22 protein-coding genes are annotated in these 24,234 nt (G+C 54.3%); 18 read left to right on the forward strand and 4 right to left on the reverse strand.

From position 1 onward, the window contains the following. Positions 1-333: 333 nt before the first annotated feature. On the forward strand, positions 334-960 hold the full coding sequence (rpsD, locus tag QN215_RS04735) for a 30S ribosomal protein S4 (RefSeq protein ID WP_369344941.1): 627 nt from the start codon (positions 334-336) through the stop codon (positions 958-960). Between the two features lie 297 nt (positions 961-1,257). Here the strand turns inward: rpsD and QN215_RS04740 are convergent, their stop codons facing one another. Then, positions 1,258-1,623: a phage holin family protein gene (locus QN215_RS04740; RefSeq protein WP_369344942.1), complete on the reverse strand. Its 366-nt coding sequence runs from the start codon at positions 1,621-1,623 to the stop codon at positions 1,258-1,260. A 92-nt stretch (positions 1,624-1,715) separates the two neighbouring features. Here QN215_RS04740 and QN215_RS04745 point away from each other — a divergent pair, with 92 nt between their 5' ends. The 6 genes from QN215_RS04745 to mltG all read left to right on the forward strand — a co-directional run bounded on the left by QN215_RS04745 (position 1,716) and on the right by mltG (position 7,849). Beyond that, the gene (locus QN215_RS04745) at positions 1,716-2,387 is read left to right on the forward strand and encodes a histidine phosphatase family protein (protein ID WP_369344943.1); all 672 of its coding nucleotides are present in this window, start codon (positions 1,716-1,718) and stop codon (positions 2,385-2,387) included. Between the two features lie 150 nt (positions 2,388-2,537). Beyond that, positions 2,538-2,987 carry a DUF948 domain-containing protein gene (locus tag QN215_RS04750; RefSeq protein ID WP_369344944.1) on the forward strand — a complete coding sequence of 150 codons (450 nt, stop codon included), beginning with the start codon at positions 2,538-2,540 and terminating at the stop codon, positions 2,985-2,987. Positions 2,988-2,990: 3 nt separating this feature from the next. Next, entirely contained in the window at positions 2,991-3,230 is a 240-nt protein-coding gene (locus QN215_RS04755) for a hypothetical protein (RefSeq protein WP_369344945.1), read from the forward strand. 88 nt (positions 3,231-3,318) lie between these two features. Further along, entirely contained in the window at positions 3,319-6,009 is a 2,691-nt protein-coding gene (alaS, locus tag QN215_RS04760; RefSeq protein WP_369344946.1) for an alanine--tRNA ligase, read from the forward strand. A gap of 3 nt (positions 6,010-6,012) precedes the next feature. After that, positions 6,013-6,513 carry a Holliday junction resolvase RuvX gene (gene ruvX, locus QN215_RS04765; RefSeq protein WP_369344947.1) on the forward strand — a complete coding sequence of 167 codons (501 nt, stop codon included), beginning with the start codon at positions 6,013-6,015 and terminating at the stop codon, positions 6,511-6,513. After that, complete coding sequence (mltG, locus tag QN215_RS04770; protein WP_369344948.1) at positions 6,497-7,849, forward strand: endolytic transglycosylase MltG; 1,353 nt, start codon at positions 6,497-6,499, stop codon at positions 7,847-7,849. The genes ruvX and mltG overlap by 17 nt, the downstream gene beginning before the upstream one ends. A 36-nt stretch (positions 7,850-7,885) precedes the next feature. On the opposite strand, the gene QN215_RS04775 is transcribed toward mltG, so the two are convergent. Next, positions 7,886-8,236, reverse strand: coding sequence for a peptidase A24 (locus QN215_RS04775; protein WP_369344949.1), 351 nt, complete (start codon positions 8,234-8,236; stop codon positions 7,886-7,888). Positions 8,237-8,375: 139 nt separating this feature from the next. On the opposite strand from QN215_RS04775, the gene aroC reads away from it, so the two are divergent. From aroC to QN215_RS04825, 10 genes are all read left to right on the forward strand, one after another. Then, positions 8,376-9,566, forward strand: a complete 1,191-nt coding sequence (gene aroC / locus QN215_RS04780) for a chorismate synthase (protein ID WP_369344950.1) — start codon at positions 8,376-8,378, stop codon at positions 9,564-9,566. A 51-nt stretch (positions 9,567-9,617) separates the two neighbouring features. Next, positions 9,618-11,282: a bifunctional shikimate kinase/3-dehydroquinate synthase gene (locus tag QN215_RS04785; RefSeq protein WP_369344951.1), complete on the forward strand. Its 1,665-nt coding sequence runs from the start codon at positions 9,618-9,620 to the stop codon at positions 11,280-11,282. A 124-nt stretch (positions 11,283-11,406) separates the two neighbouring features. Further along, complete coding sequence (gene aroQ / locus QN215_RS04790; RefSeq protein WP_369344952.1) at positions 11,407-11,856, forward strand: type II 3-dehydroquinate dehydratase; 450 nt, start codon at positions 11,407-11,409, stop codon at positions 11,854-11,856. A gap of 56 nt (positions 11,857-11,912) precedes the next feature. Beyond that, positions 11,913-13,571 (forward strand): CTP synthase, encoded by a 1,659-nt coding sequence (locus QN215_RS04795; RefSeq protein WP_369344953.1) that lies wholly within the window; start codon positions 11,913-11,915, stop codon positions 13,569-13,571. Positions 13,572-13,961: 390 nt separating this feature from the next. After that, positions 13,962-15,416: a Fe-S cluster assembly protein SufB gene (gene sufB / locus QN215_RS04800; protein ID WP_369345068.1), complete on the forward strand. Its 1,455-nt coding sequence runs from the start codon at positions 13,962-13,964 to the stop codon at positions 15,414-15,416. After that, positions 15,416-16,696 (forward strand): Fe-S cluster assembly protein SufD, encoded by a 1,281-nt coding sequence (gene sufD / locus QN215_RS04805; RefSeq protein WP_369344954.1) that lies wholly within the window; start codon positions 15,416-15,418, stop codon positions 16,694-16,696. Before sufB ends, sufD begins: the two co-directional genes overlap by 1 nt. Before the next feature lies 1 nt (position 16,697). After that, entirely contained in the window at positions 16,698-17,477 is a 780-nt protein-coding gene (gene sufC, locus QN215_RS04810; RefSeq protein ID WP_369344955.1) for a Fe-S cluster assembly ATPase SufC, read from the forward strand. A gap of 63 nt (positions 17,478-17,540) precedes the next feature. Next, a complete protein-coding gene (locus QN215_RS04815) occupies positions 17,541-18,815 on the forward strand; it encodes a SufS family cysteine desulfurase (protein WP_369344956.1) in 1,275 nt (424 codons plus the stop codon). 109 nt (positions 18,816-18,924) lie between these two features. Beyond that, positions 18,925-19,593 (forward strand): Fe-S cluster assembly sulfur transfer protein SufU, encoded by a 669-nt coding sequence (sufU, locus tag QN215_RS04820; protein ID WP_369344957.1) that lies wholly within the window; start codon positions 18,925-18,927, stop codon positions 19,591-19,593. A gap of 1 nt (position 19,594) precedes the next feature. Continuing rightward, positions 19,595-20,146, forward strand: coding sequence for a metal-sulfur cluster assembly factor (locus tag QN215_RS04825; RefSeq protein ID WP_369344958.1), 552 nt, complete (start codon positions 19,595-19,597; stop codon positions 20,144-20,146). Between the two features lie 145 nt (positions 20,147-20,291). Here QN215_RS04825 and glgC read toward each other — a convergent pair whose 3' ends face one another. Beyond that, positions 20,292-21,536 (reverse strand): glucose-1-phosphate adenylyltransferase, encoded by a 1,245-nt coding sequence (glgC, locus tag QN215_RS04830; RefSeq protein ID WP_369344959.1) that lies wholly within the window; start codon positions 21,534-21,536, stop codon positions 20,292-20,294. A gap of 289 nt (positions 21,537-21,825) precedes the next feature. On the opposite strand from glgC, the gene QN215_RS04835 reads away from it, so the two are divergent. Then, positions 21,826-23,100, forward strand: coding sequence for a uracil-xanthine permease family protein (locus tag QN215_RS04835; protein ID WP_369344960.1), 1,275 nt, complete (start codon positions 21,826-21,828; stop codon positions 23,098-23,100). A 220-nt stretch (positions 23,101-23,320) separates the two neighbouring features. Here QN215_RS04835 and QN215_RS04840 read toward each other — a convergent pair whose 3' ends face one another. Further along, positions 23,321-24,202, reverse strand: coding sequence for a TrmH family RNA methyltransferase (locus tag QN215_RS04840; RefSeq protein ID WP_369344961.1), 882 nt, complete (start codon positions 24,200-24,202; stop codon positions 23,321-23,323). Positions 24,203-24,234: the final 32 nt, after the last annotated feature.

A 24,234-nucleotide genomic window follows, 5' to 3' on the forward strand; every position in this document is an offset into this window, starting at 1 on the left:
TGCTCGCGGTTGCCAATGCTCATAGCTGTGAACGTTCCCGCCTGTGAACAATCCCAGCTGTGAATGTTCACAACGCAGAACCTTGCATGCCGCAGAACGTTGCATGCCGCACATGCCGCGTGCTTGATCGACATGTGAGAAGTTATACATGCATTCGTGTATGCTGTTCTCTCGGTGTCCGCATCAGCGGAAACTTATCTGGAGTCATAGCCCATCAATGGGTCGGCGGCGTTTCGCGCCGTTCGTGCTTGTCACGGTGAAGCATTGGAGAGGCCGACTCGGGGGAGTGATCCTCCTTTCGTTCAGATAACGACAGAAGTTATAAGGAATAACATGACAAAAGTACAGCGTTCACGCCGTCAGGTTCGCCTGTCGCGCGCACTGGGCATTGCACTGACGCCAAAGGCTCAGCGCATTTTTGAGAAGCGTCCGTATGCTCCAGGTGAGCATGGTCGTACACGTCGTCGCACCGAATCGGATTATGCCGTTCGTCTGCGCGAGAAGCAGCGTCTGCGCGCCCAGTATGGCGTGTCGGAGAAGCAGCTTCGTGCAGTGTACGAGAAGGGTACTCACGAGGCAGGTCAGACTGGTAACGCCATGATGCGTGACCTCGAATGCCGCCTCGATGCTCTTGTACTGCGTGCAGGCATCGCCCGCACCACAGCTCAGGCTCGTCAGTACGTCGTTCACCGTCACATTCTCGTTGACGGCAACATCGTTGACCGTCCTAGCTACCACGTTCGTCCTGGCCAGACCATTCAGGTCAAGCCAAAGAGCCAGACCACCGTTCCATTCCAGATCGCTGCCGAAGGCGTCCACCGCGATGTGCTTCCTGCGGTCCCAGGATACCTTGACGTCGATCTCGCTTCATTGAAGGCAACGTTGACTCGTCAGCCAGAACCGGAAGAGATTCCAGTTCAGGTCAACATCCAGTACGTCGTCGAGTACTACGCTCGCTGATTGCTGCGATCAATCAAGGCGTTGGTGTTGGGGCCCTGCTCCATGCCAACGCCTTTGTTGTATGCGGCAGTTTCAGCGATGATTCAACCCAATGCTGAGCTCTTTTGCCCCTCTGTAGTCTCTTTTGCCCCTCAGATGCCTATTGCGTTTGAGAGTCTGCGAGTTTTGCGGCAATGTGAATGTATCAGAGCCATGTATTGGCTAAATTCGTCCGTCATATCAAGCTTTTGGGGCGTTTATACTTGGAAAAGGCAACAAAACTCGAACTACTGCAGTAGTAGTACAGTATATGTGCTGTTAATCGTGGATGATGGCACCAACGATGCCGTTGACGATCATCATGATGAAGCCCCCGAAGACTGCCCACCAGAAACCTTCGATGTACACGCCAGTCTGGAAGATTGCCAGAGAAAGCCAAGAAGCCAGTTCCATAAAGATGACGTTGATCACCAGTGCAGCGAGACCGAGAGTCAGAATTGTAATGGGAAGGGCAAGAACATGCACAATCGGCTTGATTGAAGCGTTGATGAGTGCCATGAACAAGGCAAAGCTCAGCAAGGCCAGCACTTTGCTCGATCCGATGATGACGATTCCAGGCAACAGCCAAGCCATAACACCAGCAGCAACGGTAAGAGCGAACCAACGTCCTATGAAATGTCCCATATCTGTCATTGTGCACGATGACGTCTCGCGATAACAGCCACTTCGGCATGACTTCACCAAATAAACAGGTCCTACGGTGCAATAATGGACGTATGATTCTTCATTTACATCTCGTTCGACATGGCCAAACATATTTCAACAGATACAACCGTCTTCAGGGCTGGTCTAATTCTCCGCTGACTGACCACGGCTATCAGGACGCAGAAAAAGCTGCGGAAAAACTGAAGCACGTGAACTTCGCCGCTGCATTCTGTTCGGATACGACACGAGCCGTAGTGACCGCATCAACGATTCTCGAGAGAAACACGGCTCAGGCCAATCAGCCCCAAGTAGTTCAGGACATGCATTTCCGTGAGCAGTTCTACGGCTATTTTGAAGGTCAGGACATGGCAACGGCATGGTGGGCAGCGGGCGCTCCTCATGGGGCAGGCACATACAATGCGATTGTCGAACAGTTCGGGCTTGCGGCAACGAAGGACTTTCTCAAGCAGGCAGATCCATTTCATGATGCAGAATCCGATGTCGAGTACTGGAAGCGCATTGAAGACGGATTTTCTCTTATTGCTGACCATCCCGGTCTGCACGACGGCAACCATGTGCTGTTGATCTCTCATGGCAACACCCTGCTGAGCATCATGCACCGCTTTGCCCCAGAAGGCTACGACCTTAGCGAAAGACCGCTTAACGGCAGCGTGACCCAGTTGGACTTCGACACATCCAAGAACATTGAACACGCATTGTCGATCATTTCATACAATCGGTGAACCAAGCGAGTGGGACAGTTCGCCATCCACCCGCATGCACGGCCAACATATCTCGCTCAGGCATGAAATGGACAAGTCAAAGCGGGCTACTTCGATTCATGGTGGTAGCCTTGAGCGAGTACGAGGAATAGCTGAGAAAGAGGTAGGGGTATGGGTGTTGGTGAAATCGCCGGTCTTATTGCTGCCATCGCTTTTGCGGTTTTGGCAGGTTTTTTGATTTATCCGCTCATTCGGCTGGGGAGATTGTTGGATCAAATAGCTGACACCGTGAAGCAGGCTGGTGATCATGTCATGCCGACCATCGATGAGACGACGACAACCGTGAAACAGGTGAATGATACGCTCCAAGACGTGAACAAGATTTCATCGGCTGCATCAACGACAGTGAACAATGTTGGCGCTTTAACCGATCTTTACACGTCCATGCTTGGAAAGCCGGTTATCAAGCTTGCGTCAGCCTTCTACGCTCTTAAGACGACGGCTGCATCGTTCATGTCCCGCAACAAGCACAGCAAGTCTTCCGCATCGCAGCCGACGTTTTCTACACCAGATGTCGCTGCCGATGCACCCGCAGCAGCAACACACGTTACCGAGGAGTAAGACATGGTCAAACGATTATTCTGGATCGGCGTAGGCGTCGCAATAGGGGTCGTGGCTGTGAGCAAGGCCCAGTCCTATGTGAAGGCGAATACGCCAAAAGCTGCCAGAGAATTCATTCTCGGCCCTGACCAGAACAATGTCACGGCTCGCACGCTCAACGGTTTGTTCCATGAATTTCAGCAGACTCGCATTCAGCGGGAGAATCAGTTGAATGCGCAGTATGCAGAGCGTTTCCGCGCATAGCAAGGAGTTAACAGCGGACGCGCGTGAGTGCAAAGCCGCCCTGTTACAGGCGGCTTTAACCATGTATTTATAAGGAGTCAACAGCAGTATGCGCACTTCAGTCATAGCGAAGCGCTATTTGGATTATTTCGCCAATCATGGTCATATGGTGGTGCCATCGGCATCATTGATATCGCCAAACCCAACAACACTTTTCACGATAGCTGGAATGGTTCCTTTCATTCCTTATCTTCTTGGTGAACAGACTCCTCCGAGCCACAGAATGGCCAGCAATCAGAAGTGCGTCCGAACCCTTGACATCGACGAGGTCGGCAAGACCACTCGTCACGGCACCTTCTTCCAGATGCTAGGCAACTTCTCCTTCGGTGATTATTTCAAGGCAGAAGCCATCCACTATGCATGGGAACTGCTCACGACCCCTCAGGACAAGGGCGGTTACGGCTTCGACCCGGAAACGCTGTGGGTGACCACCTACACCGATGATGAAGAGGCGCGATCCCTGTGGCGCAACGAGGGCATGGATCCTGCACACATGCAGATCATGGGCATGGAAGACAACTTCTGGACTACCGGTGGTCCTGGCCCGGGCGGACCGTGCTCTGAGATCTATGTGGATCGTGGACCGCAATATGGCATCGAGGGCGGGCCGGCTGCTGATGAAAGTCGCTACATAGAGATTTGGGATCTCGTGTTCGAAAATTACGAGGTCGACAACGTCAAGTCCAAAACCGATCTCCACATCGTCGGTGAGCTGCAGCATAAGAACATCGATACCGGTGCTGGTCTCGAACGCCTGGCATATCTGATGCAGGGCAAGAACAACATCTATGAAACCGACGAGGTCTATCCTGTCATCGAGGCAGCCGAGCGTGTTTCAGGGCGCAGCTATGGCGACAGTGAAGAGGATGACGTTCGTTTCCGAGTGGTGGCCGATCATGTCCGCAGCGCGTTGATGATCATGAGCGATGGCGTGCGTCCGAGTAACGAGGGTCGCGGCTATGTGCTTCGCCGTCTGCTGCGCCGCTCCGTTCGTTCCATGCGCACGCTCGGTGTGCAGACTGAGGTTCTGCCTGATCTGCTGCCCGTGTCCAAGGATGCCATGGCTCCGAGCTATCCAGAGCTCAACGACCGCTTCAAGGAAATCTCCGAAGTGGCCTATGGCGAGGAAGACGCATTCCGTCGCACCTTGGATAATGGCACGTCCATTCTCGATGTTGCGGTCAAGAAGGCCAAGCAATCCGTGAACTCTGCCGATGGTGGCGTGGTAAGCGGCCAGGACGCGTTCACGCTGCATGATACCTACGGGTTCCCCATCGAGCTGACCTTGGAAATGGCTGCCGAGCAGGGCGTCAAGGTCGACGAGCCCAAGTTCCGTGAGCTTATGGCCGAGCAGAAATCTCGTGCACGCGCCGATGCGCTGAAGAAGCGTCACAACGTCGACTTGAGCGTATACGACGACTTCAAAAAGACCTTGACTCAGCCCATTGCATTCCTCGGCTATACCGATTTTTCAAGCCGCTCGCGCGTCATCGGCCTTATCGAGGAAGGTAAGGGAGGTGTCCCGGTCGTCAAGGCTCCCGCAACGGTTGAAGTGATCCTGGACCGTACGCCGTTCTATGCGGAGGCCGGTGGACAGCTGGCCGATCAAGGCGAGATTCTTGCCGATGATGGTGCTGTGCTCGAAGTTGATGACGTCCAGCATCCCGTCAAGGGGCTGACCGTGCATCAGTGCCGTCTGACAGAAGGCACGCTGAGTGTCGGAGCTGAAGTCACCGCAACCATCGATGTCGAACGCCGTGGCGCCATCGCCCGATCCCATACCGCTACGCATATGGTTCACAAGGCTTTGAGAGAAGAGCTGGGGCCACGCGCAACTCAGCGTGGTTCGGAGGATGCTCCGAATAGGCTTCGCTTCGATTTCCAGTGGTCGGCTGCTCCAAGCAGGAATGCCATGGAGGAAGTCGAGGCGCGTGTGAACGAACGCATGCGTGAGAATCTTGCCGTGACCACCACAGAGATGAAGTTCGACGATGCCATCGCTCTCGGGGCTATGCACTTGTTCGGTGAAAAGTACGGCGATGTGGTCAGGGTCGTGTCCATCGGCCAAGACGGGTGGAGCCGTGAGCTGTGCGGCGGCACGCACGTCGATCATGTGGGCAAGATTGGTTCGCTTTCCATCATTTCCGAAGCCTCAGTAGGAACGGGCGTTCGCCGCGTCGATGCTCTGGTTGCGCAGGGCGCATACCAGTACAATGCACGCGAACATGCCCTTGTTTCGCAGCTTTCCGATAAGTTGAACGCACGTCCGGACGAGCTTCAGGAGCGCATCGGCACGCTGCTTGCCAAGCTGAAGGAATCCGATCGCAGACTTACGGCGATGTATGAGGCCCAGCTGGCACAGGCTGTTCCTGAACTCGTGTCCTCAGTGAAGCAATCACCACTTTCCGTGCAGCTGGCGCTGAAGAACGTAGGCCATTTCGGCACCGTCGAAACACTGCGCAAGACAGCGACGGACATTCGCGCCAGACTCGGTGATGACAAGGCTTCAGTCGTCGCACTTGCCGGTGTGAATGATGCAGGTCGACCAATCATCGTGGTGGCCACCAACCAGGCGGCCCGAGATTTGGGAATCAAGGCCGGTGATCTTGTGCGCAGCGCCTCGAAGGTTCTTGGCGGCGGCGGCGGTGGCAAGCCAGACTTTGCTCAAGGTGGCGGCCAGGATGCCACTGCGATAGACAACGCCCTTGTCCAGTTGCAAAACGAGGCAACGAGAGCCTGATTCATGACGAATACCGTATGGTTAGGCGTCGATTTGGGCAATGCCCGCGTAGGGCTCGCGTTATCCGATCCGGAAGTGAGCTTCGCTCACCCGGCGGGTAACGTTGAGGTCCAAGGTGACAGCTTTGAAGCCATTGAGCAGATCATCCAGATCATAGAAGACCACCACGTTGCGCGTGTTATCGTCGGATATCCGCTGCTGCTCGATGGCAAGGCTGGAAAAAGTGCGAAGAAGGCCATGCGCTGGGTCAAGTCAATCCGTGCAAGAATAGAGTCATTGATGCATGATGACGACTTTGCTTTGGATGAGGCGCCGATGATCACGCTTTCTGACGAGCGGCTGACAACCGTAACCGCGCATGCGATGCTCTTGGATGCGCATGTGAGCAGTCGTGCCCATCGTCCAAAAGTAGATCAGCAGTCAGCAGTAGTGATCCTGCAGGCAGCGATCGATGCGAATTCTGCCCTCCGTCAACAAGGAGAAACGCGTGAATCAGAAATTTGAGGACTTGTTCTCTGACGATGCTGACAGACAACCAGCGCAGGACAACAAAGATCGCCTTTCTCAGGATGAAACGGCTTCAGCAGACGGTCGAGCTTCTGGGAGCAGTGAACGGTCAGGCAACGCTGAAGAATCTAGAGGTAGACAATCGCTGCCGGGCAGCAATCAACCCCAAGAGGACGATGATCTCGACGAAAGCGACGTCTTTGAGAATTCGCTGTTCATCGCTCAACCGCCAAAGCCACCGAAATCTCGCAAGGATATGCGTCGCAAACGCAGTCGCGTCAAACAGCGCAGACTTATTTCCATCATCCTCGCCATCTCAATAGTCGTTGTCATAGTCGTAGCCGCAGTCTTCGTGACGATGAAAGTCAGGAATCTGGCTCCGCAGATCGAAAACTCGCGTCAATACGCTGCCGATTACCCCGGACCGGGGAGGGTTGTCGTCGATTTCACCGTCAACGACGGCGATAGTGCAGAAAAGGTCGCAGCGGGACTGGTCAAGGCAGGAATCATCAAGTCGCAGGCTGCCTTCACTCAGGCAGTGGCTGCAAAGGGTGCAGAGAGTACGTTGTATCCCGGCACCTTCACATTGAGGCTTCGCATGAAGGCAGCAGATGTGCTGACCATTCTCACCGACCAGACGAAGGCTGGCGGATTCCTTGAGATCAAGGCTGGAGACAAAGCATCCGATACCTTCAAGAAGGCCTCAAACATGTCCGGCCTGCCATTATCGGACTTCACCGCGCTGGTCAACGACAAGGGAGCCGGAATCCTGCCCGCCGAGGCTAACGGAAGCTTCGAAGGCTGGCTCGAACCGGGAAGCTACAACGTCAAGAACGCAGGCTCGGCGAAGGACATCGTCACGAACCTCGTCAACAAGCGCATCAGCCATCTCGATGAACTCGGAGTTCCCACAGGAAGCCAGCGCGAGAATATACTGGAAGTCGCCTCCATAGCGGAAGCCGAAGTCAATCAGGAACAATACTATGGCAAAGTCTCCCGGGTCATAGACAACAGATTGGCTCAGGACATGCCATTAGGCATGGATTCGACGATTGCATACGGCAAGGGAGTCTCTGCTTCCGAACTGACCAACGCCATGCTCCAGGATGCTTCGAATCCCTACAATTCGCGCATCCATAAGGGACTACCTCCAACGCCTATCTCAATTCCCGGCGATAGCGCAATCAAGGCGGCTCTGAACCCCGAGGCAGGAGACTGGCTTTACTTCGTTACCGTAAATCTTGATACCGGAGAAACGAAATTCACCAACGATGCCGCACAATTCCAGCAATATGTCAGCGAATACAAGGATTGGGAAGCAAAGAACGGCTGACGGGGAAGATTCCCAGCGGCCACGGAGCTTCCGCAATCAACCATGCAGCACCGTGGCAATAAACCCTGATGACACGATGACCGGCGCATAGGCAATGGAATCCGCTCCACGCCAATGCGCCCAGGCAAGGCAGCAGCATCCGAACAATCCCATAATCAGCCACCAGAAGGCAAATGGGAAGAATCCCTGCGAACCCACTGCCAGTCCAACCAGCAGCGTGCACGTCACATCGCCGAGACCAAGCGTTCCTGGACGCAGTATGGCGAGCACCAGCTGAATCAGCGCACTCAGCAGGGCAATAAACAGTGCCTGCACGATCACACCCACACTGCCACCTTGCATCGCCCACACCGCATAGGCCAACAGTTGCGCAAGAAACCCGCACACGACCCACAGTCTCGGTATTCGCCGAAACCGAACATCATGCACGCTCAGGGCAAGGCCTACTATGAGACAGGGAAGCATCACGAGGTAGGGCATTCCGTAAGATATACCGCAGTACCTCACGAACATCAAAGGAGCAAGCATGTTGCGTTGGCAAACGGCAGGAGAGTCGCACGGAGAAGCCTTGGTTGCGATGATTGAAGGTCTTCCAGCCGGAGTACGGATCACCTCGGATGAAATATCCGACGCATTGGCTCGACGTCGTCTTGGCTATGGCCGTGGCGCTCGCATGAGGTTCGAGCGTGACCGTGTTCGCATGCTTACCGGCGTTCGGCACGGAAGCACGCTGGGATCGCCAATTTCAATCGAGATTGCCAACACGGAATGGCCCAAGTGGGTTGAAGTCATGAGTGCAGACCCCTTGCCAGAAGGTACCCAGATTCGTAATTCCAGTAGAAGTGCACCGCTGAGCAGACCTCGTCCTGGTCATGCTGACCTTACAGGCATGCGCAAGTATGGTTTTACCGATGCACGTCAGGTTCTCGAGCGTTCCAGTGCCCGCGAAACGGCATCGCGTGTAGCGTTGGGCGCGGTCGCTGGAAACTTCCTGAAACAGGTGCTTGGCATCGAAGTCGTATCTCAGGTCGTTGTGTTGGGCGGTGTCAGCGTTGACGAAGATGCGCCACTGCCAAAACCGGAAGATGGAGAGCGCATCGACGAATCTCCCGTCCGCACACTTGACAAGCAGGCGGAGCAGCGCATGATTGAGCGCATCGATGAGGCGCACAGGCAGGGGGACACCCTCGGCGGTGTCATTGAAGTCGTCGCGTATAACGTTCCAGCAGGACTCGGCACCTATGTCGAATCCGATAGAAGACTTGATGCCGCGCTCGCGTCTGCCTTCATGGGCATTCAGGCCATCAAGGGCGTAGAAATTGGTGACGGTTTCCAAGAGGCGATGCGTTTCGGCTCTGAGGCCCATGATGAAATCGTTGAGAAGGAAGGCCATATCAGCAGGCTTTCCAACCGTGCAGGAGGAGTTGAGGGCAGCATGTCGAATGGTGAACCCATTCGCGTTCGTGCGGTCATGAAGCCAATTTCATCCCTGCCACGAGCGCTGCGTACCGTCGATGTCTCGACCGGCGAAGAGGCCACAGCGATTCATCAGCGTTCGGACACAACGGCGGTTCCCGCGGCTGCGGTGGTCGGAGAAGCCATGATGAGGCTCACTCTGGCTCGATTCGTGATCGAGAAGTTCGGTGGTGATTCACTGGAAGAGACGAAGCGCAATGCGCAGCAGTACCTCAAATCGTGGCCTGAACACCTGCAGTAACAGGTAGCGCATTACGTAAAGTCGAAGGGCAGCGGGAAGAGAACACATCACATGAACCACAACAAGGTGAACGGTAGCGTGACACCGAAGAAACAATACCGGGGGCCGCTCGTCGTAATCATCGGCATGCCGGGGGCAGGAAAAACCCGTATTGGCAAGGAAGTTTCGAATATGTTGAAACTTTCCTTCATGGACTCCGATGTCGCAATCGAACGGCAGGAAGGTGCCAGCATCCCCTCGATCTTCAAGGATCGCGGCGAGGACGAGTTCAGAAGCATAGAGAGCGATCTGATCACCAAGGCCCTGCTCGATCACCAAGGGGTGCTCTCGCTTGGAGGTGGCGCACCCATGCAGAGGCGTACCAGACAGGCGTTGGAACGATATCGTGACCAGGGCGGGCTGATCGCCTATCTGGATGCTGATCCCGAAGAGATGATGGAGCGTGCCTTACGATCGCAGAACAGGCCGCTATTGTCGGGCGATGCGCGTGGTGAATGGCTCAGGCTTTATGATGAACGTAGACCCGTTTTCGAACAGTTGGCAAACATTGTGATTAGCACTCACAGAGCGGCGCCTTCAGTGGGAGCACATAAATTGATCAATGCCATCCAAGAGCGAGTAGTGCATGTTTCCGGCGCGGATCCATACGATGTTCGCATTGGCGACGGTGTGCTGGATCATGTACGAGAATTGCTGGGCAGCAAGCCGGTGAGGGTTGCGTTGATTCATACGGCACCGGTGCAGCGCCACAGCGATGCCGCCCGAGCACAGTTGAGAACCTGGGGCTATCAGGTGCTCGACATCAGCATTCGCGATGCTGAGGCTGGCAAAACAGTCCAGGTCGCCAGCGGCATCTGGAAGCGACTCGCTGATGAGGGATTTACCCGTTCGGACGCCGTGGTCGGTCTTGGGGGAGGTGCCGCCACTGATGTTGCTGGATTCGTTGCAGCAACCTGGATGCGGGGAATTGCCTATGTGAATTGCCCGACTTCGCTGCTCGCCATGGTAGACGCCTCCACAGGAGGCAAGACCGGGGTCAATATTCCTGAAGGCAAGAATCTGGTCGGCAGCTTCTACACGCCACTGGGCGTTGTGGCGGACACACGATTCCTTGCCACGCTTCCGAATGATATTTTCATCGAAGGTCTGGGCGAAGTCGTCAAGTCAGGATTCATCATGGACACGCATATTCTCGACATTGTCGAAGAGCATGCAAAGGAGCTGCGAAGCATTGACTGCGCCAACATTACCCCTCAGATGCATGATGTCATTGCCGAACTCATAGAACGCACGGTGAGCGTCAAATCCAAGCATGTTTCAGCGGATTTAAAGGAATCCGGCATGCGAGAGTTCCTCAATTACGGTCATACCCTAGCCCATGCAATCGAGCAGATTGAGCACTTCCGCTGGCGGCATGGCCAGGCCGTTGCCGTAGGCATGGTGTACGCAGCCGAGCTTGCGAACATTCTTGGATACCTAGATGACAATACGGTTGAATTCCATCGTTCGATTCTCGCTTCGGTAGGTCTCGCAACCAGTTGGGACGGAGGGGACTTCGATTCGGTGCTCGCACTCATGCATCGAGACAAGAAGGCTCGTGGCAATACCTTGCGATTTGTCATCTTGGATCGCATAGGCCATCCAATCCATCTCGATAATCCACCCGAATCGGCAGTCAAAGAAGCGTTCGAAAGAATTCGCAGCAATGGTCGGTAACGGGTTGTGAGGGATTGTTCCTCACTGGCAGGGATGCCTGTGAGATGGCATGCGACTGTATGCGATTGAATTGATTGACTTGATTGACGTGATAAGAATGGCTGATTGAAACGATGGGAACGATATGGCAACAATGAAAGTACTCGTGTTGAACGGACCTAACCTAGGTCGTCTCGGTGTTCGAGAACCCGATGTCTACGGGCATCAGGACCTTCACCAGCTTGCTGAGCAGTGCGCGCGTTGGGCGAGCGAACTCGGTCTCGATGTCGAAGTGCGCCAGAGCGACGACGAGGCCGAGGTGATCCATTGGATCCACGAAGCCGTTGACCATCACCATCCTGTGATACTCAATCCTGCCGCCTTCACCCATTACAGCTATGGCCTGGCCGATGCCGCAGCGCAGCTTCACACGGCGAAGCTTCCTCTGATCGAGGTGCATATCTCCAATCCAGCTTCACGCGAAGCTTTCCGGCGACACTCCGTCATTTCGCCGGTAGCGACTTCAACAATCACCGGTTTGGGCTTTTTCGGCTACAAACTTGCGCTTGAGGCAGTCAGCGAACTCCAGCAATAGTCGAAGACGAGTCTCGTAATGCAACGCGTCATTCGGTGATGATAGACTGAAGTTCCATGGTTAGACAACATGGAACATCACAGGAACACATCACAAAACATATTTTCGTCACCGGCGGTGTTGTATCTTCTTTAGGCAAGGGACTTACCGCTTCTTCTTTGGGAAGACTACTTCGAAGCCGTGGCATCCACGTGCTTCAGCAGAAGCTCGACCCCTATATCAACGTTGATCCAGGAACGATGAATCCCTTCCAGCACGGTGAAGTCTACGTGACTGAAGACGGTGCAGAAACGGATCTCGACATTGGACACTACGAGAGATTCCTGGACGTTTTCCTGTCCCAGAAGGCAAATGTCACCACAGGCCAGATTTATCAGAGCGTGCTTCGCAAGGAGCGTGCCGGTGAATATCTTGGCCAATGCGTTCAGGTGATTCCCCACATCACCAATGAGATCAAGAGCAGAATGCGCGCTCAGGCATCCGATGATGTCGATGTCATCATCACTGAAATAGGTGGAACCGTTGGTGACATTGAATCCCAGCCATTCCTTGAGGCAGCGCGTGAGGTTCGTCGTGACATCGGCCCGGAGAACTGCATATTCGTGCACGTTTCCCTGGTGCCGTACATCGCTGCGGCACATGAGCTCAAGACAAAGCCAACGCAACATTCCGTCATGATGCTTCGACAGCTGGGCATCACACCCGATGCGCTGGTGCTTCGTTCGGACAGGCCACTCAACCAGTCCATCAAGGACAAGATTTCGCTGATGTGCGATGTCGATGAAGAGGGAGTCGTGAACTGCGTCGATGCGCCCAGCATCTACGACGTTCCGAAGATTCTCTTCTCCGAAGGTCTTGACGCATATGTCGTTCGTGAGCTTGGACTGCCTTTCCACGATGTGGATTGGAACGAGTGGGAAGACCTGCTCGAACGCGTGCACCATCCACGCAACGAGGTCAATATCGCGATAGTTGGCAAATACATCGATCTTCCCGATGCGTATCTCTCCGTCACCGAGGCGATCAAGGCCGGCGGCTTTGCCAACTGGTCAAAGGCCAATGTCAAATGGGTGACCGCTGACGTGTGCGAAACCAACGAGGGCGCGCAGGCTGCACTCGGACAGATGGATGGCATCGTGATTCCTGGAGGTTTCGGCATTCGAGGCATCGAAGGCAAGATAGGAGCGCTACGCTGGGCCAGAGAGAACAAGATACCTGCCCTGGGACTGTGCCTGGGATTGCAATCGATGGTTATCGAATACTCGCGTCACGTTCTTGGGCTTGAAGATGCCAACTCGTCTGAATTCGAGCCAGATTGCGAAAATCCCGTCATTGCAACGATGGAAGAGCAGAAGTCAATCGTTGAAGGCAATGGGGATATGGGACACACCATGCGACTTGGCTCGTATCCGGCAGTGCTTGAACCGAAGTCCCTTGTCGCGCAGCTCTATGGCACCACGAACGTTACCGAGCGTCATCGTCACCGTTATGAAGTCAACGTTGCCTATAAGGATCGGCTGAATGAAGCCGGTTTGCATATCTCGGGAACCAGTCCGAACGGCGAACTCACTGAATTCATCGAGCTGCCGCAGTCCGTCCACCCGTTCTACGTCGGTACTCAAGCCCATCCTGAGTTCAAGTCACGCCCAACCAAGCCCCACCCACTGTTCGCAGGACTTGTCAAGGCTGCCATCGATCATCGCGAAGCCAAATAATGAGCCAAAGCTCATCTTTCGAAGTGCATTAAGCTAGCTTCGAATTCTGGGTCGAGGTTCAGAAAAAGGCATGTTCTCATTCAAGCGCCAGCAGGTTTTCTAGGATTGACGCATATTCGTGAGCAACATCACGGATATGTCAACCCTCGTTTCGCTCTTTACGAAGCATGAAGACTTGTCTGGCGCTTCGTGGCACGCTTGGTTATTGTCGGAACTTGTATACGAAATGAGCGAACATTGAGAGGAGGGACATCAATGGCCGATGACACTGTGACAGAGAATGCCGCAACTGATAAGAGGGCAGCTGACACAACAGCTGCTGGCAAAGCTGGAGGCAATGCAGCAGCGGGAGCATCCGCGAATGCTGCGCAGTCATCTCAAGATGTTGAGATGAGCCAGTATGTGGCCGACCGTGAGCGGGTCAACGAAGAGAAAATCAAGAAGGATGACGACATCATCTCTCAGTTCGGTGACTACGAATATGGCTGGCATGACAAGGATTCCTTTGGCGAAAGCGCCAAGAAGGGCATCAGCGAGCAGGTGGTCCGCGATATCTCTGCTGACAAGCATGAGCCTGACTGGATGCTGCAATATCGCCTGCGTGGGTACAAGGCCTTCCTTGAGAAGCCGATGCCCAACTGGGGCGTGGATTTAAGCGGATTCAAAGCTCAGGACTTCAAATATTACGTGAAGCCGTTGAAGGAGCAGGCGAAGCGGTGGGAGGATCTTCCCGACAGCATTCGCAACACCTATGACCGCCTTGGCATTCCAGAGGCTGAGAAGAAGCGTCTGGTTTCAGGCGTTGCCGCCCAGTATGAATCAGAGGTCATCTACAATTCCATTCGAGACGATCTGAAGGAACAGGGCGTTATCTTCGTCGATACTGATACCGCAGTTCGTGATTACCCAGATCTGGTCAAGAAATATTTCGCAACCGTCGTTTCTCCTGAAGACAATAAGTTTGCAGCGCTCAATACTGCCGCCTGGTCGGGCGGATCCTTCGTATACGTGCCGAAGGGCGTGCATGTAGACATACCGTTGCAGGCCTACTTCCGTATCAACACGCCGAACATGGGACAGTTCGAACGTACCTTGATCATTGCCGACGAAGGCTCATACGTGCATTACGTTGAAGGATGCACGGCACCAATCTACTCAACGGATTCGCTGCATGCCGCAATCGTGGAGATCGTCGTCGAGCCTCATGCTCGCGTACGCTACACCACGGTTCAGAACTGGTCCAACAACGTCTACAACCTGGTCACCCAGCGTGCATATGTGCGCGAAGGCGGCACGATGGAATGGGTCGATGGCAACATCGGTTCAAAGGCCACCATGAAATACCCGGCATGCATTCTTGCCGAACCGTATGCAAAGGGTGAGACGCTGTCTCTTGGATTCGCAGGCAAGGGTCAGTATCAGGATACCGGTGCGAAGATGATTCATCTTGCGCCGCACACCAGCTCGACCATCGTCGCCAAGTCAATTTCCCGTTCTGGTGGAAGGTCAGCATATCGAGGTCTCGTGAAGATTCTCAAGGGAGCGGAGGGTTCCAGTTCGTCCGTGGTCTGCGATGCGTTGCTTGTCGACGACTATTCTCGCTCCGATACCTATCCACATGTCGATGTGCGTGAAGATGACGTTTCAATGGCGCATGAAGCCACGGTTTCCAAGGTCTCCGAGGATCAGCTCTTCTATCTGATGAGTCGTGGCCTTGAAGAGAAGGAAGCCATGGGCATGATCGTCCGAGGCTTCGTAGAGCCTATTTCGCGTCAGCTGCCCATGGAATACGCCTTGGAATTGAACAGACTCGTTGAGCTTCAGATGGAAGGTTCGGTCGGGTGATGAGCGACAACACAGAACAAACAGCACAGGATTCACGCACGGTTCCACAGGCTCCCATCGAGGAGAGGGAAGTCAACATTCCTCACCGCGATCCGAACAACCCTTACGCCTTCCCGGCCCTGATGCCTTCGAGCGCCGACAAGGCCGTTCGATCCTTCTCGCCTGATGCGTTCCAGATTCCTACGCGAGCACAGGATGATTGGCGCTTCACGCCGATTGATCGCATAGAGGAGTTCTTCCAGGTTTTTGAACCCAGCGGAAAGACCAAGATCGAAGTCAGTGGCATTGACGGTTCTGAAATCGATCCAAAACTCGTTGAAGTCAGCGAAATTCCGAAGACGCAGATGCCTAGCGGCTCTGTGCTCAAGCCGAACGACCGTGTGTCAGCGGTTGAATGGGCCAGCCAGAACACCGCTCATGTCGTGCATGTCAAGGGAGAGAATCCCGTTCCAACCCTCGTGAAGATTATTGGTGGAGGAATGGACTTGGATGCCCTGCATCTCGTCATTGTCGCCGACGATCGAACGCATGCCGATATCGTTGTCGAGCACGAGGGACAGGCTCGCATAGCCGAAGGCGTTGAAATCACCACTGGCAAGGATTCGCATGTCAGCACCACCTTCATTCAGGAGTGGAGTTCTGATTCGAAGCATGTCGGCAATCATCGCATTCATGTGGGTGAGGGAGCCAGCCTTCGTCATTCCATGGTGACACTCGGTGGAAGCTTCGTCCGCGTTCGCATGGATCAGGAATTCGGCGGCAACAAGGGTGACCTGAATATGCTCGGCATCTATTTCGTCGATCCTGGCGAACATGTCGAACATCGCACGATGGTTGTTCACAACTATCCGGAATGCAAGTCGCGTGTGGTCTATAAAGGTGCCCTCGACGGCAAGGGAGCGCATTCGACATGGGTTGGCAACGCGCTGATTCTGCCATCGGCTCCCGTTACCGACTCCTACGAGCTTAACCGCAATCTGGTGCTTACGCCCGGTGCGATTGCTGATTCTGAGCCAAACCTTGAGATCGAAAACGGCAACATCATAGGAGCCGGTCACGCAAGCTCCGTCGGTCGTTTCGATGACGAGGAACTCTTCTATCTGGAATCACGAGGCGTTTCCGAACGAGAGGCACGCAAGCTTGTGGTTCGCGGATTCTTCGGAGAGCTTGTTGAGGAGATTGGAATCACGGCCATCCGTGACCATCTGATGGGAGTCATCGACCGGCGTCTCTCCCGTGGAGAAGACGAACAAATGCGACATGTGTTGGAGGAAAACTGATATGGCAACCCTGGAAATCAAAGATCTGTGCGCTTCCGTGGAAACGAAGGAAGGCAAGAAACAGATTCTGAAAGGTGTGAACCTGACAGTTCACTCCGGTGAAACCCATGCAATCATGGGGCCCAACGGTTCGGGAAAGTCAACCTTGGCCTATACGCTTGCCGGTCACCCCAAGTATGAGGTCGACTCGGGCGAGGCTTTGCTCGACGGTCAGAACATTCTTAAGATGACGCCCGATGAACGAGCCAAGGCCGGTCTCTTCCTTGCCATGCAGTATCCGGTTGAGGTTCCAGGCGTATCCATGACCAACTTCCTGCGTACCGCGAAAACCGAGATCGATGGCAAGGCTCCTGCCATCCGTCAGTGGACCAAGGATCTCAGCTCATCCATGAAGCGTCTGCGCATGGATGCCAAATTTGCCCAGCGTTCCGTCAACGAAGGCTTCTCCGGCGGCGAGAAGAAGCGTGCAGAGGTATTGCAACTTGAATTGCTTAAGCCAAAGTTCGCGATTATGGATGAAACCGATTCAGGCCTCGATGTCGACGCTCTGCGAATCGTCTCCGAAGGTGTGAATCGCGCCAAGGAGAATACCAATCTTGGCATTCTCATGGTCACCCACTACACCCGAATTCTGCGCTATATCAAACCTGATATCGTGCACGTTTTCTCTGATGGACACTTCGTCAAAACAGGTGGCCCGGAACTGGCGGATGAGCTTGAAGAGACGGGTTACGACCGTTATCTTCCCCAGGGAGCCGACTCAGAATCGGCTCTGGCCTAGTTTCGCAAAGGTAAAGCTCCTCGAAGCATGTGCAAATGTCAATGAAGGTAAGGTCCGTGCAGCATGGTTGATTTCGCCGCTATCCGTAGTCAGTTCCCGATTCTGAATCAGCAGATTCACGGCCATCCATTGGTCTATCTTGACTCTGCAGCCACCGCGCAGAAGCCTGAATGCGTGATCGATGCAGAAGCTGAGTTCTATCGCACCATCAACGCTGGCGTACATCGAGGAGCACATGAGCTGGCAGCGAGAAGCACGGTTGCCTTCGAGGATGCGCGTGCCAAGGTGGCGAGACTCGTTGGTGCCGACAGCGAAGAGGGACGCGAAGAAGTGGTGGTGACGGCGGGCGCAACGGCTGCGTTGAATCTGTTGGCGACCGCTTTCTCCAACGCGTCTCTTGGCCGTGGGGGAGCGGCGGCCAAACGATTCGCACTCAAAGCTGGCGATGAAATCGTCGTCAGCAAGGCCGATCACCATTCAGTGCTACTGCCATTCCAGGAACTTGCATACCGGACCGGGGCAACCTTGCGCTGGTTCGACCTTGATCCGGAGGGTCGCGTTCGTGCAGACACGGCAGAAACGGTGATTACTGAACACACCAAGGTCGTAGCCCTCGCACACATTGCGAACGTGACAGGCGCAATCACCGATATTGCGCCGATTGTAAAGCGTGCGCATGAGGTCGGTGCCGTGATGATTCTTGACGCATGCCAATCCGTGCCCCACATTCCCGTGGACTTTCATGCCCTTGACGTTGATTTCGCAGCCTGGAGTGCCCATAAGATGTATGGTCCGACCGGCGTTGGGTTCCTCTATGGCAAGCGTGAACTGCTTGAGGCATTGCCGCCAGCAAGTTTTGGCGGCTCAATGGTTGATCTGGCGTATCTCGATAAGCCTGCTGAATACAGTATGCCCCCTGCGCGATTCGAGGCGGGCACTCAGCCCGTTGCCCAGGTAGTTGCTGCAGGTACTGCGGCGGATTGGCTCAGGTCGCTGGGCATGGAACATGTTGCCGAACATGAGCGTTCCATCACTCAGGAACTGTTGAAAATCGGTGATATAGAAGGCGTAAGAATCCTCGGTCCAACAGATGGCGATCAGAGAATCGGAACGGTGGCATTCGACGTCGCGGGCGTTCATCCGCACGATGTCGGCCAATTCATCGATGCTCAGGGCATCGCAATACGCGTTGGCCATCATTGCGCTCAACCCGTGCACCGTCACTTTGGTCTCTTCGCTTCGAACAGAGCATCCACAGGCGTGTACAACACCGCAAACGAGGCTCGGCTACTGGTTGAGGCGGTCAAGAAGGTTCGTCCTTTCTTTCAGGCTCAATAATGCAGTCGCTCGACCGTGAGCTCCCCGCGATTGCAACGTTCGATTTCGATACCAGAGAAAATAGAAACCAGAGAGGTAAGCAGGTAGGCTAAGCACCATGGTGATGGATATGAGTGACGACGATCTTCAACAGATGTATCAGGAGGTCATCCTTGACGCTGCAAGGGCCCCACATGGCAGGGAGCATTTCTTAGAAGGTGCCACAATTCAGGCTGCGCGTGCTGACATTACCAATGGCATTGACAGTGACAGTGGCAAGGATGGTGATAGCGAATCGCATCAGATATCCGGAGATGCGTCGATGCTCGCTGAGCATGAGGCCTGTCTTGCCGCGCAATCGCATCAGTTCAATCCAACCTGCGGTGATGAAGTCACCGTTCATGTCGAAGTGTCGGAGCAAGAACCTCACAGGCTGGAACGGGTGGTCTGGGATGGTCAGGGTTGTTCGATTTCCCAGGCGAGCCTCTCGATTATGGTAGATCTCGTCGAACATCAGACCGTGGAGACGGCAATGAAACTGAGCGATGATTTTCATGTCTTGATGGAATCTCGCGGGGCAGGCATAGCCGATGAATCCGTCGAGGAGAAGCTCGGTGATGCCATAGTTTTTCAGGGTGTTTCGCGCTATCCCATGCGCATCAAATGTGCGCTGCTTGGTTGGGCTGGGTTGAAGGCTTCGATAGCCCAGGCATTGGCCAGCATGGGCGGATCCGAAGCTCAGGGCACCGATTCCCCTGCTTTGCTACGGCAACCAGCGTTCTCACAGGCAAAGGAGTGAGATGACAGATCAGTCACAGTTGGTCCCTCCCGCAGATTCTATTTTCGATGCGGTGGAGGAAGCCGTTGGTAGCAAAGAGACGGCTCAACAGGTTCTCGCTCATCCTGAACGGGCAGCATTGCTGAACAAGGCGAGCATGGATGACGCTGATGGTTCATCCACTGCGGAGCAAGATGAACGCGAGGAACATGACATTCCCTTGGTTGCGACGAATGACATTGGTCTCTCTACAGCCAAGGACATTCAGGAAGCGCTGCATCAGGTGATCGATCCCGAACTGGGCATCGATGTGATAGATCTGGGACTCGTTTACAAGATTGAAATTGACGAACAGCAACGTGCGATCATCACGATGACCCTTACGACGCCCGCATGCCCGCTGACCGATCTGCTCGAAGACGAGTGCGCCAGTATGCTGGCTGGGTTGGTGGAAGAGTTTAGAATCGACTGGACCTGGACCCCAAGGTGGACGATGGAGATGATCACACCAGACGGAAGAGACCAGTTGGCTGCAATCGGCTTCAATTTCAACGCTCCTATGCCCAACACATAGTCGCCGTTTGCTCATTGTGAACTCGTTCAAGTATACAGGCCAGTTTTGCACCGATTTCGGGTCCAAATTGGCTCATTTGCGGTTCATGTACTTGAACGAGTTCACAATGAATGGAAATGTTGCCAGTGAAGCGGGGTCAGCGGGGTTAGTCTTCGACAATTGTGCCTTTGGGAACGACTGTGATGCCTTCCGGGGATACGGTGAAGCCGCGTTCCAAGTCATGCTGCGTGTCAATGCCGACGGTCGCGTTCTCGGTGAGCACCACGTTCTTGTCAAGAATGGCCTTGTACACCCGCGCTCTACGGTTGATGGTCACATTGTTGAACAGCACCGAATCAATCACCTGTGCCCACGAGTGGATGCGCACATTGGGTGATATCACGGAATGATGCACTTCGCCGCCTGACACGATGACTCCGGGCGAAACGATGGAGTCAGTCGCATGTCCAAGTCTGTCCTGTCCGGAATGAACGAACTTAGCAGGTGGCAGCGAACCAGAATCGGTGTAAATCGGCCAGTCGGTGTTATACAGATTGAAATCTGGCACATATGCTATCAAGTCCATGTGTGCATCATAGAACTGCTTGATGGTTCCCACGTCACGCCAGTAGGCATGATCCTGCTGCGTTGCCCCGGGCACATCGTTTTCGTTGAAGTCATAGACGCCGGCCTGATGTTTTGCGGCGAAGAATGGTGCGATGTCGCCACCCATGTCATGCTTGGTGTCTTCGTTCTTCTCGTCGATGGCCAACGCGTCGAACAGCGCATCGGTGTTTGCTACATAGTTGCCCATCGAAGCAAGAATCGTCTGCGGATCATTGGGCAGTCCATCGGTGTGTTCGGGCTTTTCCTGGAAACTCCTGATCATATTATGCTGATTCGGATCCACCTGGATGACGCCGAACTGATTGGAAGAGCTTGCAGGCTGGCGTATTCCTGCAACGGTAAACTCCGCTCCTGATTCAATGTGCTGACGAACCATCTGCTCGAAGTCCATGCGGTAGACGTGGTCTGCGCCAAGAATCACCACGATGTCAGGCTTCACGTCTTCGATGATGTTGATCGTCTGATAGATGGCATCAGCCGAACCAAGATACCAATGCTTTCCCAGTCGTTGCTGCGCAGGAACAGGGGAGACGTAGCTGCCCAGCATTGGCGAGAATCGCCACATTCTCGAAATGTGACGATCAAGGGAGTGTGATTTGTACTGTGTCAAAACCACGATCTGACGGTAGTCGGAATTTACCAGATTGCTCAGAGGAAAGTCGATGAGGCGGAACACTCCGCCAAAAGGAACCGCTGGCTTGGCACGATCTCTGGTGAGGGGCATCAGGCGCGTTCCCTCGCCACCTGCCAAAACAATGGATAGTATCTTAGGATTCTTAGACATGGTTGCCATCCTTTCCTCAGCTATAATGCATTGAGACTTCTGTCGCATTGCATTGAGCGCGCCATCACGCTTCGAGTCACATCACCATCATCGCATAGAGTTCAGGAATTGGGTGACTATTATTTCCGGCGAGTCATAATTGTTCACTGATGTAACTTCTGGTCGATCTGCGTTCATTTTTTGTGGGGTTCGTCTCAGTCGGCCTCTCGTCACATTAGGTGTTACAAACGGCGGCTACCCTAAGCTGAGCGCATTGTGATTGGCACATGCACGGGAGAAAGAGAAGACAATGGCATTGTTGGTCAATTGGAAATTACATGGGGATGGTAAGACCCTTGCACCGGGCGAGGTGGTTGAGCCCGATGAACGACTAACGTGGGGCAGAACCGTTGGCATCGGAGCCCAGCACGTCATAGCAATGTTTGGGGCTACATTCCTCGTTCCAATTCTCACAGGGTTCGATCCCTCTACAACACTGTTCTTTACTGCTATTGCAACGGCTTTGTTCCTGCTCATCAATCAAAATCGGCTGCCAAGTTACTTGGGCAGCTCTTTTGGTTTTATAGCCCCAATAGCGGCGGTGACATCGGCCCACAAGGGTTTGGCTGTTGCCAGCTTCGGCATTCTTATCACCGGCATTCTGCTGGCGCTCGTTGGCGTCATTGTCCACTTTGCGGGGGCAAAGTGGATTGACATGCTGATGCCTCCAGTCGTCAATGGTGCGGTTGTCGCCATCATTGGATTCAATCTTGCTCCATCGGCTTGGGCTAACTTCAAGACCTTCCCCGTCACGGCGTGCGTGACGCTGCTTGCCGTGGTACTGATCGCGGTGCTGTTCAAAGGCATGATTGGAAGACTCAACATTCTTCTTGGCGTGATCGTCGGCTATGCCTTCGCTGCCTCTCAAGGTCAGATCAAGTGGGACAGCATCAGGGATGCGGCCTGGATTGGTCTTCCCCAATTCCATACGCCCAAGCCAGATATGAGCATTGTAGCCATGTTTCTGCCCGTCGTCTTGATTCTTATTGCAGAGAACATTGGCCATGTAAAGTCCGTTGCGTTGATGACCGGCCGAAACTATGACGGTCAGATTGGTTCGGCTCTTTTCTCAGACGGTATCGGAACCATCCTTGCCGGCATAGGCGGAGGTTCAGGTACGACAACATACGCTGAGAACATTGGCGTCATGGCTGCGACCAAAGTCTATTCGACTGCCGCCTACTGGTGTGCCGCAATCTTTGCCTTCATCCTCTCACTGTGCCCAAAGTTTGGAGCTGTGATCAATTCCATTCCCACTGGTGTGCTTGGGGGAGTGACCACCTTGCTCTACGGCATGATCGGCATGCTGGGCGTGCGCATCTGGGTTGAGAACAAGGTCGAGTTCAGTAAGCCAATCAACGTCATGGTAGCTGCAATAACGATGATCGTTGGCATCGCGAACTTCTCCTTCACCTTCTCAGGTATCAGCTTCAACGGCATCGCGATTGGCTCCATTGCCGTGCTGGTGCTGTATCACGGTCTCACCGCCATTGGAAAGGCCACAGGAACCACCTACGACAAGTGACGGCTGATGCCACACTCATGATGTCACACTCATTCAGTGTGCGCCTGAAAAAACTCAAGTCCACTGCCTACGACATATCGCTGCCGTGCAGTGGACTTTCTCATTGCTTGCAGTAACCGGTTGCACGCATGGGGTAGTTGCATGGGGGGTATTCGCATAGTGCCTTCGCATACCCGCCTGTGAACTAGTGCTTCGCGGTGAACTAGTGCTTCGCTGTGAACTAATGCTTCGCGGTGGACTGGTGCCTTGTAGCCCAGAATGCGACAGCGCTGGAAGCGGCAACGTTCAGGCTATCCACGCCTGCACTCATCGGAATCTTCACCGTGAGATCGCTGTCCGCAATCGTTCTGTGAGAGAGCCCGTCACCTTCAGTGCCGAAGATCAGCGCCAGCTTGTCGATATGGTCGGATTTCTCGGCAGGGCTGTCGAGTCGTGCAACAAGCTCGTCGAGGGATATCGAATCATCGGACAGTGCCATGGACGCGGTGACGAAACCGAGCCGATGCAATGCCTTGATGCCATCAGTCGGCCAGCGTTCGTCATCGTCATCGCAGATGCGAGTCCACGGCACCTGAAAGACAGTTCCCATGGAAACACGAGCTGCACGACGGTAGAGCGGATCGCCGCATGAGGGAGTGACCAGAACCGCGTCAACGCTCAGCGCAGCGGCAGAACGCATCAGGGCACCGACGTTGGTGTGGTCCACAATGTTCTCCATGACTGCAATGCGGGTGGCATTGGCACAGATGCTCTCCACGCTTGGCAAAGCCCATCGGTGCATGGCACTCAACGCTCCTCGATGAAGCCTGTATCCGGTGATGGTCTTAAGCAGTTCAGGTTTGGCAACAAACACGGGCACCTCATTGCCCCAATGTGCGTCGACGTCAGCGAAGGTGTCAGCCATGCCATCGATCCATGACTCCTCAACGAGGAAGGATAACGGCTTTACCCCGGCATGCAAAGCCCGGACGATGACCTTGGGAGATTCGGCTATGAACAGTCCTTGTGCAGGCTCAAGCCTATTTCTGAGCTGTAATTCCGTCAGATGGGTGTAGGCCGCCACGCGCGTATCGTTGAGATCCTCAAGACCGATGAATTTCAATCGCGCAGCCCTCCAGCCTTGCCTGCAATCGT

Origin of the sequence: Bifidobacterium sp. WK041_4_12 (genome assembly GCF_041080795.1) — a bacterium.
GTDB classification, from domain to species: domain Bacteria; phylum Actinomycetota; class Actinomycetes; order Actinomycetales; family Bifidobacteriaceae; genus Bombiscardovia; species Bombiscardovia aquikefiricola.